The sequence below is a fragment of the Streptomyces sp. NBC_00859 genome (assembly GCF_045161865.1).
Classification (GTDB): Bacteria; Actinomycetota; Actinomycetes; order Streptomycetales; family Streptomycetaceae; genus Streptomyces.
Genome location: NZ_CP108826.1, coordinates 3147584 through 3164249, shown reverse-complemented (window position 1 = coordinate 3164249; position 16666 = coordinate 3147584). Strand labels below are relative to the sequence as shown.

Here is a 16666-nt window from a genome sequence, read left to right as displayed (position 1 = left end):
AAGAGCCGCACCGCAGAGCAGTGCGCAGGGCTACGGAACAGGGAGCAAGCAGTGCTGAGCGGGTTCAAAGACTTCATCCTCCGCGGAAACGTCATCTCACTGGCCATCGGCCTCGCCGTGGGATCCGCCTTCACGGCAGTCGTCACCGCACTCAGCACCGCCTTCATCACCCCCCTCATCGGCCTCGCCACCAGCTCCGCCATGGGCGACTTCAGCAAGGCCGAGTTCACCGTCGACGGCGCACACTTCCGCTACGGCCTCCTCATCAACGCCGGAGTCGCCTTCCTGGTGACCGCCGCGGTCCTCTACTTCGTCGTTGTCGTCCCGCTCTCCAAGATCCAGTCCCGCTTCACCGCCGACAAGCCGATCGACGTCAAGGCAGCCCTGCGCGACTGCCCGTACTGCTACACCGAGATCCCGGCCATCGCCTCCCGCTGCGCCCACTGCACCAGCCAGATCGAGCCCCTGCAGGAGGCACTGGCGCTGGCGAAGGTCCCCGCCCAGGGCTGACCCCACCCGTACGGCGCACACCGCGGGCCGCGCGCACAAGGGAACTAGCCTCCCCCGCCTGGCGTTGACCAGTGAGGGAGGGTCCACTGGACAGTGGACCGAGTCACTGAGCGAAGGTTCCCCTGCCGCACGACTTGGAGGGCGTACCGTGCACCGCCGGCACAACGGGCTGAGGACCGCCGTCCTCCTTGGGGGGCTGTCCGCCCTCCTCATCGTCATCGGCAGCTTCTTCGGCCGTACGGGACTGATCGTCGCCCTCGTCGTCGCGCTCGGCACCAACGCGTACGCCTACTGGAACAGCGACAAGCTCGCCCTGCGCGCCATGCGGGCCCGGCCGGTCAGCGAATTCGAAGCCCCCGCGCTCTACCGCATCGTCCGGGAACTCTCCACCGCGGCCCGCCAGCCCATGCCGCGGCTCTACATCTCGCCGACGCAGGCGCCCAACGCCTTTGCCACCGGCCGCAACCCCCGCAACGCCGCCGTCTGCTGCACCGACGGCATCCTCCAGATCCTCGACGAACGCGAACTGCGCGGAGTCCTCGGCCACGAGCTCAGCCATGTCTACAACCGCGACATCCTGATCTCCTCCGTCGCGGGAGCACTCGCCTCCGTCGTCATGTTCCTCGTCAACTTCGCCTGGCTCATCCCCATAGGCCGCTCCGACGACGACGAGGGCCCCGGGCTCGTCGGTATGCTGCTGATCATGATCCTGGGCCCGCTGGCCGCTTCCGTCATCCAGATGGCCGTCAGCCGCTCACGCGAGTACGAGGCCGACGCGTCGGGCGCCCAGCTCACCGGCGACCCGCTCGCCCTCGCCGGAGCCCTGCGCAAGCTCGACGCCGGTACGAAACAATTGCCGCTGCCCCCCGAGCCCCGGATCGAGACCGCGAGTCACATGATGATCGCGAACCCATTCCGTCCCGGTCAGGGACTGTCCAAGATGTTCTCCACGCACCCCCCGATGGCGGAGCGCATCTCCCGACTCGAACAGATGGCAGGCCCCCGCACATGAAGACAATCCTCAACGTCATCTGGCTCGTGCTCTGCGGCTTCTGGATGTTCCTCGGCTACCTTCTCGCGGGCGCCCTGCTCTGCATCACGATCATCGGTATCCCCTTCGGGATCGCCGCTTTCCGTATCGGCGTCTACGCGCTCTGGCCGTTCGGCTACACGGCGGTGGACCGCTCCGACGCCGGATCCCCCTCCTGCGTCGGCAACGTCCTGTGGCTGGTCCTCGCCGGCTGGTGGCTCGCCCTCGGCCACATCTGCACCGGCGTCGCGCTCTGCGTCACGATCATCGGCATCCCGCTCGGCATCGCGAACTTCAAGCTGATCCCCGTCTCCCTGATGCCCCTCGGCAAGGAGATCGTCCGCACGGACCAGCCCTTCGCCGCCCGCTGAACAAGCCCCGGACAACAACTCCCGCTGCTGCGAACGGCGGGAGCACCCACGAGCAGGTACGTCTCCGGCACGGCGCATCCCCGGCCAGGCACATCCCGGACCAGGCGCACCACCCGCAATCAGCACACCCACGAGCAGCGCACCCGCAATCAGCACATCCACATCCACATCCACATCCACAGCCGCGCGGGACGGACCGCGCGGCTGTCCGCAGCCCGCAGCACCACTGCGACCAGCGACGCAACCACCCGAGCCGCCTCGACGTCCCTGTTTAAGACACCGAACGTTAGGCAGGCTCTGCTCATGGGAATCATCAGCTGGATCATCCTCGGACTGCTCGCAGGGGCCATCGCCAAGATCCTGCTGCCCGGCCGGGATCCGGGCGGCCTCGTCGGCACGACCCTGATAGGCATCGTGGGAGCCTTCATCGGAGGATGGGCCGCGTCCCACTTCTTCAACCACCCGGTGGCGAAGCACTTCTACGACGGCGCGACCTGGATCTCGGCCATCGGAGGGGCCCTTGTCCTGCTGATCGTCTACCGGCTGCTCTTCGGCAATTCCCGCTCGCGCCGCTGACCGCTCGCGCCGCTGACCGGTCAGGCCGTCGGCCGCTCACGCGCCGAGCGCACCCGCACCGCTGCGCACCGATACGGCCGCGCACCGATACGGTCACCCAGCCGCCGGCTCAGCAGCGCACCACCGATGACCTACCGATCACCCGCGACCCGTGGGGCCGCCGAGCCCCGTCTCGCGCAGCGTGATGTTCAACCGCCCTGCCGCCAGCCCCACCGCCGGATCGGCCGTCCCCGGAAGGACCTTCGGCACACCGTGGTACGCGAACCGCGAAGGTCCTCCGAAGACGAACAGGTCCCCGGAAGCCAGCCGCACATCCGTATAGGGCCGCCCCCGCCCCTCGGCGTTCCCGAAACGGAAGACGCACGTATCACCCAGGCTCAGTGACACCACAGGAGCAGCGCACCGCTCCTCCTTGTCCTGGTGCATACCCATGCGCGCATCACCGTCGTAGAAGTTCACGAGGGCCGTGTCAGGGGCGTAGGCCGCAGCGGCGCCGCCCGCCGTGCCATATGCCTCAGCCACCGCCGATCGCCCCAACTCGGCCAGCCACCCCGGGAACTCGGCCACCCGCGCACCGTTCACATCGTCAGCGGTACGCGCATACCGGTACGGCTGCCAGTGCCATCCCAGGCACACCGTGCGTACGGACATCACACCCCCGCCGGGCAACCGGGTATGCCGCAGTGGCACAGGCCCCCGCGCCCACTCCCGGCAGGCATCGGCCAACTCCCGCTGACGCTCGACCGGCAGCCACTCCGGAACATGCACCGCTCCGGGCGCGACCTCCGCCCTGTCCCGCGGAAACAACCCGCTCATACGGCCGCCACACCCGCCCCGGGGACCACCGGGCCGCGCCACCGCCCCGTCACGCCGCTGACGCGCCTTCCAGCCCCAGCAGCCACTGCTTGCGCTCCAGCCCACCCGCGTAACCCCGCAGCGAGCCGTCGGCCCCGATCACCCGGTGGCACGGGCGTACGACCAGCAGCGGATTGCGCCCGATCGCGGTGCCCACGGCCCGCACCCCGGCGCCCGAGAGCCCGATGCGCCCCGCGAGCTCCCCGTACGACACGGTGGCGCCGTACGGGAGACCGTCCAACTCGGCCCACACCCGCCGCTGGAACCCGGTGCCGCCCTCCGCGAAATCGATCGCGAAACCGGTCCGCTCACCCGCGAAGTAAGCCGCCAGCTGACCGGTGATACCGGCGAAGACGGCAGGATCCCTGCGGCATCCCGCCCCAGCGGCGTCCTCGACGGAGGCTCCGCCCTTCTGGCCCGGCACGGACAGCGAGACCAGCGCCACCCCACCCCGGGCGTCCGCCGATTCCTCGCCCACCAGCAAGAGCTCACCGAGCGGACTGCTGACCGTCGTGTACACCGTCATCGGTCGCTCCCTTCCTCGCAGCGTCCCGGCGGACGTTCCCCCGGGACACCCACGAGTCTGCGATCCCCGAACCCTCCGTACCGGCGGTTTCCGGACGCCACATGTCAGCGGGCCCGGAGCGCCGGGCCGGCGGGGGGAGAGGAATCAGCGGTAGTTCACAAACTGCAGCGCGAAGTCGAAGTCCTTGCCCTTCACCAGAGCCTGCACGGCCTGAAGGTCGTCCCGGCTCTTCGAGCTGACCCGCAGTTCCTCGCCCTGGACCTGCGCCTTGACGCCCTTGGGGCCCTCGTCGCGGATGACCTTCGCGACCTTCTTGGCATTGTCCTGCGAGATTCCCTCCTCGATGGAGGCGAAGATCTTGTACTCCTTGCCGGACAGCTGCGGCTCGCCCGCGTCCAGCGCCTTGAGCGAGATACCGCGCTTGATCAGCTTGGTCTGGAAGACGTCGAGGATCGCGTTGACGCGCTCCTCGGAATTCGCCTGCATCAGGATCTTCTCGCCCGACCAGTCGATCGAGGCGCCGACGTTCTTGAAGTCGTAACGCTGCGAGATCTCCTTGGCGGCCTGGTTGAGGGCGTTGTCGACCTCTTGCCGCTCGACCTTCGAGACGATGTCGAAACTGGAGTCGGCCATGTCCTGTGGCTCCTTGTATCGGTTGCGTTGAGGGCTGCGGGCCGGTGCCCGGCCTGTTGCGCGCAAGCCTAAGCGCTCTCCCTCGGCCGCCTCCGCCCGTCTGCCCCCGATCAATCGGGTGGCCCGTTAGCCCCTGATCAACCGGGTGGCGAAGCACCCCGGGTCATCAGGTATCGTTTACGTCGTTGCCACGGAGTCCCGCTACCAAGCGGTTCCGTAGCGGCAATCCCCGGCGGTGTGCCCGAGTGGCCAAAGGGAGCAGACTGTAAATCTGCCGGCTCAGCCTACCCAGGTTCGAACCCTGGCGCCGCCACAGGAATTAGCCCCTGACCAGTGTTTTATGGTGAGGGGCTTTTCTGTTTCTCCGGCCGCGCGTGGCCCCTGTCCCACCGTGGTTCGAACCGGTACTTGGCATCCGGGTTTCACCCTGCCGCGCGTCCAGTGCCGCGCCGTGCAGATGGCTCCCGGCGGGAGCCCCGTAGCGCGCGGTACGGCCCGGTGGGCGCGGAGGAGCCGGTCCACTCCGGCCGGCGGCCGGGCGGGAGGTGCCATTCGCTGCCTCCCGGTCCGGTGACGCCCCTGTCCGGAGCCGGTCCCCGCCGCACGGCGTCCCAGGTGCCGGCGGGACCGCCCCGGGGGGCGGGGCGACCGGGCGTCCAGCGCCCGGCCCTGAGGGCGAAGCGCCCAGGCCGTGTCCGCAAAGCCGCGTCGTTGCCCGGAGGGCGGGCGTGCGGCGTCCGGTGCGTGGTCTCGGTGTGCCGGGCGGAAGCCCTCGTACTGGGTGTACTCGGGCTTTCGTCCGGTGCGGCGAGAGTGCGTATCGGGCGTCTCATGTAAGGCGCGACTTTACGGACACGGCATACGGCCGCGACAGCGGCGGGTCCCCGGGACGTCTGAGTGCTCGGCCGGTCCGGGGCTCCCGGCCTCCGCCCATGCGTCGTGTGCGGCAGTGCCGGACCTTGCGACCGGCCGGGGTGTGCGGGACCTACTGCCGGTCTTCTCGGCGGCCGGACGATCACGGCCGGTGCCGAAACCACAGCGGGGCAGTGCGCCCAGGCGTAGCCCGGTCCGCCGTCGGGCGAGGCTCGGTGGGCAGCCGGACGTCGCAGTGAGGGCAGTGGCTGGACTTGCCCCGTGCGGTCATCTTCGGTGACGCGCGGACCGGCCTGCTGTGTGGCCTCTCTGACGGCAGTGACGGTTTTGCCGCGCAGCGCCGGTGGAACGCGTTCGTTCCCACCCGTGCTTCCGGACACGTGCTCCAGTGGCCGGAAGCACTCCAGCATCCGTCGATGAGGACCTGACCGATGTGGGCCACCAGGGCCCCGAGGTGTCCGACGCGCTGAGCCGGCATTCGCTGGGGGAGCACCTGCGGTGTCCTCGCGCAGGGCATGGGTGACCCTGAATGCCGCGGTACGGACCACCCGGCCTGTGCGCCCCATCTGCCGGACTCCCGAAGGCTGTTGCTGTCATCGGGTTCAACGGCGGAGCGGCCCAACGGTCACGCGTTCGTCTCCGGAACGCGCGTACGGGGCGGGTGCCCGGGGGCTCGCGGCGGGAGCGGTACGTGTGGCAGCAGCGGCCACACCTACCGCCCCCGCTACGCCTGCGGGCCGGAGTCCGCGAGCCGGAACGCCAGTTCCATCTCCCACTTGGACATGTCCGGCTCCTCCCGCGGGTCCGTCCTGTAGATCTCCAGCCGGCAGCCCCAGTCCTCGACCACGTCGGCCTTCTCCATGTCCCACTTCATGCCCCGCGCCGCCGCCCACTCCAGCAGACCGGCCGTGACCCCCAACAGCTCGTTCGGATGGCCGATATGAGTAACCGTCAGGTATTTGCCGGAGGGCAGGGAGCCGGTGAAGAACTCGCCCTCCTCGGCGTCCTCGCCCGGGGTGTCACCGCCCTCCGGCAGCGCTGTCACCGGTACGCCCGCCTCGACCTCCATGCCGCGTTCCATGTCGATGACGTCGTACCGGAAGAACGGCGGCCCCGCCGGTTCCATCCCGCGCTCCGCGAGCCAGCCGAACACGGCCGTCAGCCGGTCGGCGATCACCGGAAAGGTGTCCATGGTGACGGTCTCCCTGACCGCCGCGTAGGGCTGTGCTGCGCGCTCGATGGCTACCGGTGGGTTCTGCATCAGTTGCCCGCCACGTCCTTGACTGCCACGGTCACCGGCACCGACCCGCCGATCAGCTCCAGTGTCAGGCCCGCTGTGGCCGGGGTCTCGATCAGCTCGGCGAGTACCGCGGCCACGTCGTCGCGTGGGATCTCGCCCCGGCCCGTCCTGGCTCCGAGGCGTACCTGCCCGGTGCCCGCGTCGTCGGTCAGCGCGCCGGGCCGCAGCACTGTCCAGTCGAGGGCCGCCCGGCCCCGTACGGCCTCGTCCGCCGCACCCTTGGCGCGGAGGTAGACGTCGAAGACCCCGTCGCCCGGGTGGGTCGTGTCGGCGCCCATGGAGGAGACGATGAGGTATCTGCGCACACCGGCGCGCTCGGCGGCGTCCGCGAGCTTCACGGCCCCGTCGCGGTCCACGCTGTCCTTGCGTTCGACCGTGCTGCCGGGGCCCGCTCCCGCCGCGAAGACCACCGCGTCGGCACCCGACAGTGCCTCGGCGACCTGTTCCACCGTGGCCGATTCCAGGTCGAGGACGACCGGCTCGGCGCCTGCGGATCTCAGGTCGTCGGCCTGTCCGGCCGTGCGGATGAGGCCCGCGACTTCATCGCCGCGCGCGGCGAGCAGACGCTCGAGGCGCAGCGCGATCTGACCATGTCCACCTGCGATGACAATGCGCATGTTTCCGACGGTACGCTCCGGCGGCGCCGCGCGCTCGGGATCACCCGTACGGAGGGGCGGGCGGCTCCGCGCGGAGCTCTCGCGGCGGGCTCAGGGCCCGGCGTCGGCCCGCCCCTGGCGGGGCAGTTCGAGGGTGCTGGGCGCGGTCGAGTCGCAGTACTCGCGCACCGCGTTGGTGCGTGCGACGACGCGTCCACGGTGGATGACGATTCTGCTGTACGCGAGGGAGAGTGCGGCGGAGAGCTGCTCCCCGCGTACGGCGAGCAGCTCGGCGGGGAAGCCTGCCTCCACCCGTACCTCGGGGAGGCCCATGGCTTCTCGCGGCGCCGAACTGACGCTTCCGTAGGCGTCCTTGGGGCGCAGTCCGCTCTGTGACGAGAGCAGGTACGCGGCTTCCAGAGGGTCTCCGCGGCCGACCGGGTTGGTCAGGTCGCGCAGTGCGCCGCTGCCCGCCGCGATGCGTACTCCTGCTGAGCGGAGCAGCTGCACGGGGGCGATGCCGCGGCGTTCCACGCCGCCGCAGCCGCCCTGGGGCTGGCAGATCACGGTGATGCCCGCCGCGGCGAGCCGGCCGGCGGTGTGGGCGGCTGTGTCGTGCGGGAGCCGGGAGAGTCCGCCGCAGGGGCCGATGGCGACGCCGGGGCGCAGTCCGCCGGACATGGCCGCGAGGCGGGCGAGCCGGGCGGGGTCGTCGCCGTCGGTGTGCAGGTCGACGGCGCAGCCGTGTTCGGCGGCGACTTCGAGGACCGCCTGCGCGTATCCGGTCGGGTCGGGGTCGAGGTCGGGGCAGCCTCCGACGACGGTGGCGCCCATTTTCACGGCGTCGCGCAGCATGGCGAGGCCGTCGGCTCCGGCGACGCCGGTGAGCAGCCTGGGGACGGCGACGGTGGTGAGGTCGGTGAGTCCGCGCAGGGACCGGCGGGCCTGGAGCACGGCCTCCATGGCGCCGAGGCCCTGGACGTCGCCGATGCGGACGTGTGAGCGCAGCGCGGTGGCGCCGTGGCCGAGCTGGAGGAGGGCGGCTTCGACGGCGCGGCGCTGGATGTCGGGGGCGGCGCCGGTGGTGGCGGGGCCGGGCCCCGGCCCGGCGTCGGCGGTGAGCGCGGTGTCGCTGTGGGCGTGGGGTTCGGCGGGGGCGGGGAGCAGCAGGTAACCGTCGAGTTCGATGCGGGGTACGGGGGAGGTGCGGGGGCCGGGTGCGGTGAGGCTGCCGGCGGTTCCCACGGCTTCGATGTGCCCGCCTGCGATGCGTACGTCCACGGTGCGGCCGTCGGCCAGACGGGCTCCGCGGAGCAGGAGCGCGGTGGTGTCCGCGGTGGCTCCTTCGGGGGGCCGCGGCTGGCTGTCGGGCATCGCGCTCCTGGGTGCTCGGCCGGGCGTGACGTGCGACGTCACGCAGCGTGAAGCGAGCCTATGGCTGGGGCGGGTACGGCTTCGCGGAGGGGCGAATTAGTCGTACTGGGAGTGACTCCTGTGGCCGATGGGCGGCATGGGCCGAACGGCGGTGGGAGGGGGTGGACGGAGGCCGGGCGGCAGGCGGGTTGAGGCGGTGGGGAGGGGTCTTCATAAGGATTTGGGCGACGGCGAATGACCGTGTAATGTCTTCATCGCTCGCCCCAATAGCTCAGTCGGTAGAGCGTCTCCATGGTAAGGAGAAGGTCTACGGTTCGATTCCGTATTGGGGCTCTGGTGCGGGAGCCCTCACCTTCGGGTGAGGGATTCCGTAGCAAAGCGGTGTAGCTCAGTCGGTAGAGCAAGCGGCTCATAATCGCTGTGTCACCGGTTCAAGTCCGGTCACCGCTACACACGGTAGCCGATGGTGGGCTCGGTCCTTCGATCGGCTACTCTTTTATGCGTTCATCCGTCCATCCGTCCAAGGAGCACTCACGTGGCTGCCACCGACGTCCGCCCGAAGATCACGCTGGCCTGCGTGGAGTGCAAGGAGCGGAACTACATCACCAAGAAGAACCGGCGTAACAACCCGGACCGTCTTGAGATGAAGAAGCACTGCCCGCGCTGCAACTCGCACACCGCCCACCGCGAAACGCGCTGAGCCAGGCTGTTCTTTCCGCAAGCACAGCTCTCCACAGGCACAGGCATGAGGTCGTCCCCTTGACGGGGGGCGGCCTCGCGTCATTTCTGTAGTTACTCACAGTTATTGTGTTTCTGCTTGATTCCCGGTACTCCCCGGCATTTCCGGCACTCCACCAGGAGGTAGTGAGCCATGGCGCTCGATCAGTCCTTCGTGGGGCGGACCTATCCGCCCTCCGCGCCGTACGAGGTGGGCCGGGAGAAGATCCGTGAGTTCGCCGAAGCGGTGGGCGACGCGAATCCCGCGTACACGGACCCGGCCGTGGCCGGGGCGCTCGGACATGCCGACGTCATCGCTCCGCCGACGTTCGTCTTCTCGATCACTTTCAAGGCCGCTGGTGTGGTCGTCCAGGATCCGCAGCTGGGTCTCGACTACACGCGTGTGGTGCACGGTGACCAGAAGTTCGCCTACCGGCGTCCGGTGCGGGCGGGGGACCGGCTGACGGTCACCTCGACGATCGAGGCGATCAAGTCCCTTGCCGGAAACGACATCATTGATATTCGCGGTGAGGTCCACGACGAGTCCGGCGAGCATGTCGTGACGGCGTGGACGAAGCTGGTCGCGCGCGCGGCCGGGGAGGCGTGACGGTGGCAGCGAAGATCTCCTACGGGAGCGTCGAGGTCGGCACGGAGCTGCCGGCGCAGTCATTTCCGGTGTCGCGCGCGACGCTGGTCCAGTACGCGGGTGCGTCCGGCGACTTCAACCCGATCCACTGGAACGAGAAGTTCGCGGTGGAGGTCGGGCTGCCCGATGTCATCGCGCACGGGATGTTCACCATGGCCGAGGCGGTCCGGGTGGTGACCGACTGGGTCGGTGACCCGGGTGCGGTCGTGGAGTACGGCGTCCGGTTCACCAAGCCGGTAGTGGTCCCGAACGACGCCGAGGGGGCGCTGATCGAGGTCAGCGCCAAGGTCGGAGCTGTCGTCGGTGACCCCGAGGACAGGACGGTACGGGTGGATCTCACGGCGATGAGCGACGGCAAGAAGGTGCTGGGCATGTCCCGCGCGGTGGTCCGCCTCGCCTGAGGTGCCCATGGCCGTCCGGTGCCAGGGACTCAGGGGTCCTTGCGCTATGGGCGTCCGGTGAGGTCACGGCGCCGGGTCACGCGACCCGGGCGGGCATGGGGCAAGGCTCCCTTGGGGGCGTTCGTGCAGACGGGCGCCCCTTACGTATGGGCTTGGCCCCGGAGTAGCCGTGCGCGCCGCCGTCCGGCCTGCCGGGCCGGGGGTTCCGGTCCCTCCCGCCGTGCCGTCGTCGCCCCTTGACATAGTTAGTAATCAACCACTAACTTACTCGCATGGTCAGGATGAGTGCGGAGGAGCGGCGCGAGAGCGTCATTCGTGCGGCGATGGTCGAATTCGCTCACGGTGGCTACCACGGCACCTCCACCGAGGTGATCGCCAAGCGGGTGGGCGTCTCACAGCCGTACCTCTTCCGGCTCTTCCCGAACAAGGAGGCCATCTTCCTGGCGGCTTCCGAGCGCTGCGTCGAGGACACCACGGCTGTCTTCGTGCGGGCCGCCGACGGGCTGCAGGGCCAGGAGGCCCTGCACGCCATGGGGCGCGCTTATCAGTCGCTCATCGCGGACGACCCCGACAAGCTGCTGATGCAGATGCAGATCTACGTCGCGGTGGCCTCCGCCGCGGCGTCGGGGGACCCCGGGTTCGGGGAGGCCGTGCGCGCCGCGTGGATGAGGCTGTACGAGGCGATCCACCTGGCCCTGGGGGCGGACATCGACGAGACGACGAGGTTCCTGGCGCACGGGATGCTCATCAACACGCTGGTCTCGCTGGGCTTCGCCCCGGAACACCGGGTGTGGGCCAGTTTTCACGAGTGGGCACAGCCCGAGCAGTGAGTATCGGTGGGGCGCGCCCAGGGGGGCGCGGCCGTTCGCATGGGCAAGAAAGTTAGTAATCAATCGCTAACCAATCGACCGGACCGACTCAGCAGGGGGAACAGTGAACGAGCAAGCAGTGGAAGAGCAGACGGAGAACGGGCAGGAGCTCAACGGGCAAGAGCCGCGCGAGCGGACGTCCCGGCGCGGAGGCGCCACCTGGGCCCTGATCATCACCAGTGTCGCCGGATTCATGGCGGCTCTCGACAACCTCGTCGTCACCACGGCGCTGCCCTCGATCCGTAAGGATCTCGGCGGAGCGCTGGAAGACCTCCAGTGGACGGTGAACGCCTACACGCTCACCTTCGCCGTGCTGCTCATGTTCGGCGCCGCGCTCGGCGACCGGTTCGGCCGGCGCAAGCTCTTCATCACCGGCCTCACGATATTCACCGGCGCCTCCGCCGCGGCCGCCCTCGCCTCGGGGATCGGCCCGCTCGTCGCCGCCCGCGCGGTGCAGGGCGTCGGCGCCGCGGTCATGATGCCGCTCACGCTGACCCTGCTCACCGCTGCCGTACCCGCCGCCCGACGGGGCGCGGCCCTCGGGATCTTCAGCGCGGTCACCGGTCTCGCCGTGGCCAGCGGGCCGCTCATCGGTGGCGCTCTCACCGAGCACCTGTCCTGGCAGTGGATCTTCTGGCTGAACGTGCCCATCGGCCTCGTCCTGCTCCCGCTCGCCTGGCTGCGCCTCGGCGAGTCGCGCCGGCCGGGCGCCCGGCTCGATGTCCCCGGAACGCTCCTGGTCAGCGGCGGGCTGTTCGGTGTCGTGTACGGACTCGTCAACGGACGGACGGACGGCTGGTCCAGCGCGACGATCCTCACGAGCCTCTTCGCCGGTGCCGCGCTCCTGGCCGGGTTCGTCCTCCACGGACTCCGCAGCGCCCACCCCATGCTCCCGATGCGGCTCTTCCGTAACCGCGCTTTCGCCGGCATCAACGGCGCGTCCCTGCTGATGTTCCTGGGGATGTTCGGCTCGATCTTCCTGCTGAGCCAGTTCTTCCAGGGCGTCCTCGGCTACTCGCCCACCGAGGCCGGGCTGCGGATGCTGCCGTGGACCGGAATGCCGCTGGTCGTCGCGCCGTTCGCGGGGATCCTCTCGGACCGGATCGGCGGCCGCCCCGTCGTCGCCGCCGGGCTCGCCCTCCAGGCCGCCGGGCTCGCGTCCTTCGCCCTGGTCATCGGCGCGGACGTGTCGTACCCGGTGATGCTGCCGGCTCTGATCCTCGGCGGGATCGGCATGGCGCTGTACTTCGCCCCCGCGTCCAGCGTGGTCATGTCCAGTGTCGGCCCCGCCGAACAGGGCATCGCCTCCGGCGCGAACAACGCCCTGCGCGAGGTCGGAGGCGCGCTGGGTATCGCGGTGCTCGGTGCGGTGTTCTCCGCCCAGGGAGGGTACGAGTCGCCCGCCGCGTTCACCGACGGCACCGTGCCCGCCCTGTGGATCGGCGCCGCCGTGGTCGCGGTCGCGGCGCTCGTCGCCCTGCTGATACCCCGGCGCGGCACTCCTGGCCCCACGGGCCTCGCACCGGAGGCGGCCCCCGCCGCCGACCGCGAGAAGGTCTCCGCCTGACGCCCTCCGGATCGCCCGCCGCGTCTCCGTAGATCTCCCGGCTCTGCCCGGAAGCCGTGAAAGCCGTGCGGCCTCCGGGCGGAGCCGTCGTGTCGCCCGCCCCCGACGGGAGCCCGCCCGGCAACGGTTCCGCGCGCCCGGCCGGGCCTTTCTCGTACGCTTGGCCCGTGCAGGAACTCCTTGAAGCCCCACTCGCCCCCCTGACCACCTTCCGCCTCGGCGGCCCCGCGACCCGCCTGGTCACGGCGGAGACCGACGCCGAAGTGATCGCCGCCGTCCGCGAGGCGGATGAGAGCGGCACCCCGCTGCTCGTCATCGGCGGCGGTTCCAATCTGGTCATCGGCGACAAGGGGTTCGACGGCACGGCCCTGCGGATCGCGACCCGCGGATTCTCGCTCTCCGGTACGACGCTGGAGCTCGCGGCCGGTGAGGTGTGGAGCGACGCGGTGGCCCGTACCGTCGAGGCCGGGCTCGCGGGCGTCGAGTGTCTGGCCGGGATTCCCGGCTCCGCCGGGGCGACACCGATCCAGAACGTCGGGGCGTACGGCCAGGAGGTCTCGTCGACGCTCACCGAGGTCGTCGCGTACGACCGGGCCACGGGGGAGGCGGTCACCCTCTCGAACGCCGAGTGCCGGTTCTCCTACCGGCACAGCCGCTTCAAGTCCGACCCCGACCGCTATCTGGTGCTGCGGGTGCGTTTCGAACTCGAAGACGCCGGCGGCCTCTCCGCACCCGTCAAGTATCCGGAGACGGCCCGGGTGCTCGGCGTCGAGGCGGGCGACCGGGTGGCGGCGGCGACGGTCCGCGAGACGGTGCTGAAGCTGCGCGCCGGCAAGGGCATGGTGCTGGACGCCGACGACCACGACACCTGGTCGGCCGGTTCCTTCTTCACCAACCCGATCCTCGACGACGCCGGGTTCGCCGCGTTCCGCGCACGGGTGAGCGAGCGGCTCGGCCAGGAGACCGCCCCGCCCGCGTTCCCCGCGGGGGAGGGGCTCACCAAGACATCGGCGGCCTGGCTGATCGACAGGGCGGGCTTCACCAAGGGCTACGGGACGGGCCCGGCCCGCATCTCCACCAAGCACACACTGGCGCTGACCAACCGCGGCCGGGCCACCACCGACGACCTGCTCGCGCTCGCCCGTGAGGTCGTCGCGGGCGTCCACGAGGCGTTCGGGGTGACGCTGGTCAACGAGCCCGTCACGGTCGGCGTCAGCCTGTAACCGGCCTGCCCTGTGCGCGGCCTGCCCGTAACCGGCCGGTCCGCGGCCGATCAGCCGGTAACCGCAGCGTCCTGCCGGTGCGCACCGCTCCCGCCGTAACCGCGACCCGTCACCGGCGGGGCCGGAGCGCGCCGCTCGCGGTCACGCCGCTTCAGTACGCGAGCCCTACCCCCTGCCCCACCGTCGCGGGGTCGTCGGTCATCGCCAGCATCGCGTGTGCCACATCGGCGCGCGAGATGCTCCGGCCGCCGCGCGGACTGCCCCCGACGGCGGTCCGGTACGTGCCGGTCAGCGGCTTGTCCGTGAGCTTCGGGGGCCGCACCACCGTCCAGTCCGTCGCGCTGCGCGCGACCTCGGCCTCCATGACCCGCAGATCGTCGTAGACCGCCTTGAGGATCACGCCGATCGCCCCCAGCGCCGCCCGGTCGGCGAAGGACCGGTTCCCGGGCGGCGACAGCGGCGCCGCACTGACCACCAGCAGCCGCCGTACGCCCTCCGCCTCCATGGCCGCGAGCACCGGCCGCGTCAGCACCTGGGTGATGCCCGCGTCCTTGCGGCCGCGCGCGCCCAGACCGGAGAGCACCGCGTGCCGGCCCGCCACCGCCGCACGCAGCGGTTCCGGGCCGCTGAGATCCGAGCGGACCACGTCGAGCCCCGCCCCGGTCACCGTGAGCCGATCCGGATCGCGCACCACGGCCGTCACCTGGTGTCCCGCGGCCAGGGCCTGCCGGACGATCTGCCCGCCGATACCGCCGGTGGCTCCGAACACTGTGAGCTTCATCGCGCACCCTTCCAAGGTGGGTAAGTATTCACTCACCCCTAGAGTGAGCGGACACCCACCCCTCCGTCAAGCTTGGTAGGAGCGCCCGTGCAGCCACCCGTGCAGCCGAAGCCGGCCCGCGGCCGGATCGTCGACGCCGCGTATGAACTCATGCTCACCATCGGCCTGGTCAGGACCACCACCAAAGAGATCGCCAGGACGGCCGGGTGTTCGGAAGCAGCGCTCTACAAGCACTTCGCGAGCAAGGAAGAGCTGTTCGTGACCGTCCTCAGGGAACGGCTGCCCAGGCTGACCCCGCTGCTGGACGAACTGGCCGCAGGCCCGCAGCGGCACAGCGTCGAGGAGAACCTCACCGAGATCGCCCGCAGCGCCGCCCTCTTCTACGAGCAGAGCTTCCCGATCGCCGCCTCGCTCTACGCGGACCCCCCGCTCAAGCGCCGCCACGAAGCGGCCATGCGCGAACTCGGCGCCGGTCCGCACATGCCGATCCGCGGCGTCGACGCCTATCTGCGCGCCGAGCGGGACGCCGGGCGGATCGCCGCCGGCGCCGACACCTGCGCGGCGGCTTCCCTGCTGCTCGGCGCGTGCGCCCAGCGGGCCTTCGCGTACGACATGACCGAGGACGGGAAGCCCCCGCAGTCCCTCGACGCGTTCGCCGCCGGCCTCGCTCGCACGCTCTTGCGGGGGGTCAGCCCGTGAGCCAGTCGTCGACGCCGGAGAGCAGCTTCCGCCGCACGTCCGGGGGTGCGGCCGAGCCGCGCACCGATTGCCGTGCCAGCTCGGCCAGTTCGGTGTCGCTGAACCCCTGGGCCCGTGCCAGTTCGTACTGGGCGGCCAGCCGCGAACCGAAGAGGAGCGGGTCGTCAGCGCCGAGCGCCATGGGTACCCCCGCTTCGAACAGCTTTCGCAGGGGTACGTCCTCGGCCTTCTCGTAGACGCCGAGCGCCACATTCGACGACGGGCACACCTCGCAGGTCACCCCGCGCTCGGCCAGCCGCTTCAGCAGCAGCGGGTCCTCGGCGGCGCGCACCCCGTGGCCGATCCGGGCGGCGTGCAGATCGTCCAGGCAGTCCCGGACCGACGAGGGCCCGCTGAGCTCACCGCCGTGCGGCGCGGCCAGCAGGCCGCCCTCCCTCGCGATGGCGAATGCCCGGTCGAAGTCCCGGGCCATACCCCGGCGCTCGTCGTTGGAGAGCCCGAAACCGATCACGCCACGGTCCGCGTACCGCACCGCCAGGCGCGCCAGCGTCCGTGCGTCGAGGGGGTGTTTCATGCGGTTCGCCGCGACCACCACGCGTATTCCGAGCCCGGTGTCGCGCGAGGCGGCGTCCACCGCGTCCAGGATGATCTCCAGCGCCGGGATCAGCCCGCCGAGGAACGGGGCGTACGACGTGGGGTCGACCTGGATCTCCAGCCACCCCGAGCCGTCCCTGACGTCCTCCTGGGCGGCCTCGCGCACCAGCCGGCGGATGTCGTCGGGGGTGCGCAGACAGGAACGGGCGATGTCGTAGAGCCGCTGGAAACGGAACCAGCCGCGCTCGTCGGTGGCCCGCAGCCGCGGCGGCTCGCCACCGGTCAGCGCCTCCGGCAGATGCACGCCGTATCTGCCGGCCAGTTCGAGCAGCGTCGTGGGCCGCATCGACCCCGTGAAGTGCAGGTGCAGATGGGCCTTGGGCAGCAGCCGGATGTCACGTACTCGCTCCATCCCAGGATCCTGCCGTACGGACCCGCCGCACCGGTAGCCGCTTTCCCCCAACGAGGAGGCGACCGAACGAAGAAACGGGCCCCCGGCGAGAACCGGGGGCCCGTTTTCCTGGC

The 16666-nt window shown here is 70.5% G+C and carries 19 protein-coding genes and 3 tRNA genes; 14 read left to right on the top strand and 8 right to left on the bottom strand.

Features of this window, described 5'->3' with window-relative positions:
* Positions 1-51 precede the first annotated feature (51 nt).
* The 4 genes from OG584_RS13540 to OG584_RS13525 all read left to right on the top strand — a co-directional run bounded on the left by OG584_RS13540 (position 52) and on the right by OG584_RS13525 (position 2487).
* Positions 52-510, top strand: a complete 459-nt coding sequence (locus tag OG584_RS13540) for an MscL family protein (RefSeq protein ID WP_405778079.1) — start codon at positions 52-54, stop codon at positions 508-510.
* A gap of 148 nt (positions 511-658) precedes the next feature.
* A complete protein-coding gene (gene htpX, locus OG584_RS13535; RefSeq protein ID WP_405778078.1) occupies positions 659-1522 on the top strand; it encodes a zinc metalloprotease HtpX in 864 nt (287 codons plus the stop codon).
* On the top strand, positions 1519-1911 hold the full coding sequence (locus tag OG584_RS13530; RefSeq protein WP_405778077.1) for a YccF domain-containing protein: 393 nt from the start codon (positions 1519-1521) through the stop codon (positions 1909-1911). Before htpX ends, OG584_RS13530 begins: the two co-directional genes overlap by 4 nt.
* Before the next feature lie 303 nt (positions 1912-2214).
* A complete protein-coding gene (locus tag OG584_RS13525) occupies positions 2215-2487 on the top strand; it encodes a GlsB/YeaQ/YmgE family stress response membrane protein (RefSeq protein WP_405778076.1) in 273 nt (90 codons plus the stop codon).
* Positions 2488-2625: 138 nt separating this feature from the next.
* Here OG584_RS13525 and OG584_RS13520 read toward each other — a convergent pair whose 3' ends face one another.
* The 3 genes from OG584_RS13520 to OG584_RS13510 all read right to left on the bottom strand — a co-directional run bounded on the left by OG584_RS13520 (position 2626) and on the right by OG584_RS13510 (position 4501).
* Positions 2626-3303: an alpha-ketoglutarate-dependent dioxygenase AlkB family protein gene (locus tag OG584_RS13520; protein ID WP_405778075.1), complete on the bottom strand. Its 678-nt coding sequence runs from the start codon at positions 3301-3303 to the stop codon at positions 2626-2628.
* 49 nt (positions 3304-3352) lie between these two features.
* Positions 3353-3868: a methylated-DNA--[protein]-cysteine S-methyltransferase gene (locus OG584_RS13515; protein ID WP_405778074.1), complete on the bottom strand. Its 516-nt coding sequence runs from the start codon at positions 3866-3868 to the stop codon at positions 3353-3355.
* A gap of 144 nt (positions 3869-4012) precedes the next feature.
* The gene (locus OG584_RS13510) at positions 4013-4501 is read right to left on the bottom strand and encodes a YajQ family cyclic di-GMP-binding protein (RefSeq protein WP_405778073.1); all 489 of its coding nucleotides are present in this window, start codon (positions 4499-4501) and stop codon (positions 4013-4015) included.
* 231 nt (positions 4502-4732) lie between these two features.
* On the opposite strand from OG584_RS13510, the gene OG584_RS13505 reads away from it, so the two are divergent.
* Positions 4733-4814, top strand: a tRNA-Tyr gene (locus OG584_RS13505).
* A 1284-nt stretch (positions 4815-6098) separates the two neighbouring features.
* On the opposite strand, the gene OG584_RS13500 is transcribed toward OG584_RS13505, so the two are convergent.
* The 3 genes from OG584_RS13500 to OG584_RS13490 all read right to left on the bottom strand — a co-directional run bounded on the left by OG584_RS13500 (position 6099) and on the right by OG584_RS13490 (position 8644).
* Complete coding sequence (locus OG584_RS13500) at positions 6099-6635, bottom strand: GyrI-like domain-containing protein (RefSeq protein ID WP_405778072.1); 537 nt, start codon at positions 6633-6635, stop codon at positions 6099-6101.
* Positions 6635-7291: an SDR family oxidoreductase gene (locus OG584_RS13495; RefSeq protein WP_405778071.1), complete on the bottom strand. Its 657-nt coding sequence runs from the start codon at positions 7289-7291 to the stop codon at positions 6635-6637. Before OG584_RS13495 ends, OG584_RS13500 begins: the two co-directional genes overlap by 1 nt.
* Before the next feature lie 90 nt (positions 7292-7381).
* A complete protein-coding gene (locus tag OG584_RS13490; protein ID WP_405778070.1) occupies positions 7382-8644 on the bottom strand; it encodes a hydrolase in 1263 nt (420 codons plus the stop codon).
* A gap of 260 nt (positions 8645-8904) precedes the next feature.
* Here OG584_RS13490 and OG584_RS13485 point away from each other — a divergent pair.
* From OG584_RS13485 to OG584_RS13450, 8 genes are all read left to right on the top strand, one after another.
* Positions 8905-8977, top strand: a tRNA-Thr gene (locus OG584_RS13485).
* Positions 8978-9021: 44 nt separating this feature from the next.
* Positions 9022-9094: transfer RNA gene (locus tag OG584_RS13480), tRNA-Met, on the top strand.
* 85 nt (positions 9095-9179) lie between these two features.
* Positions 9180-9344, top strand: a complete 165-nt coding sequence (rpmG, locus tag OG584_RS13475) for a 50S ribosomal protein L33 (RefSeq protein WP_003956487.1) — start codon at positions 9180-9182, stop codon at positions 9342-9344.
* 171 nt (positions 9345-9515) lie between these two features.
* Positions 9516-9968 (top strand): MaoC family dehydratase N-terminal domain-containing protein, encoded by a 453-nt coding sequence (locus OG584_RS13470; protein WP_405778069.1) that lies wholly within the window; start codon positions 9516-9518, stop codon positions 9966-9968.
* A 2-nt stretch (positions 9969-9970) separates the two neighbouring features.
* Positions 9971-10408, top strand: coding sequence for a MaoC family dehydratase (locus OG584_RS13465; protein ID WP_405778068.1), 438 nt, complete (start codon positions 9971-9973; stop codon positions 10406-10408).
* Positions 10409-10680: 272 nt separating this feature from the next.
* Entirely contained in the window at positions 10681-11238 is a 558-nt protein-coding gene (locus OG584_RS13460; RefSeq protein ID WP_405778067.1) for a TetR/AcrR family transcriptional regulator, read from the top strand.
* Positions 11239-11443: 205 nt separating this feature from the next.
* Positions 11444-12844: an MFS transporter gene (locus tag OG584_RS13455; protein WP_405784042.1), complete on the top strand. Its 1401-nt coding sequence runs from the start codon at positions 11444-11446 to the stop codon at positions 12842-12844.
* 167 nt (positions 12845-13011) lie between these two features.
* Positions 13012-14067, top strand: coding sequence for a UDP-N-acetylmuramate dehydrogenase (locus tag OG584_RS13450; protein ID WP_405778066.1), 1056 nt, complete (start codon positions 13012-13014; stop codon positions 14065-14067).
* A 151-nt stretch (positions 14068-14218) separates the two neighbouring features.
* Here OG584_RS13450 and OG584_RS13445 read toward each other — a convergent pair whose 3' ends face one another.
* The gene (locus OG584_RS13445) at positions 14219-14848 is read right to left on the bottom strand and encodes an NAD(P)-dependent oxidoreductase (protein ID WP_405778065.1); all 630 of its coding nucleotides are present in this window, start codon (positions 14846-14848) and stop codon (positions 14219-14221) included.
* 99 nt (positions 14849-14947) lie between these two features.
* Between OG584_RS13445 and OG584_RS13440 the strand changes: the two genes are divergently transcribed.
* A complete protein-coding gene (locus OG584_RS13440) occupies positions 14948-15547 on the top strand; it encodes a TetR/AcrR family transcriptional regulator (RefSeq protein WP_405784041.1) in 600 nt (199 codons plus the stop codon).
* On the opposite strand, the gene OG584_RS13435 is transcribed toward OG584_RS13440, so the two are convergent.
* Entirely contained in the window at positions 15537-16553 is a 1017-nt protein-coding gene (locus tag OG584_RS13435) for an adenosine deaminase (RefSeq protein WP_405778064.1), read from the bottom strand. The two genes, OG584_RS13440 and OG584_RS13435, sit on opposite strands and share 11 nt — an antisense overlap.
* Positions 16554-16666: the final 113 nt, after the last annotated feature.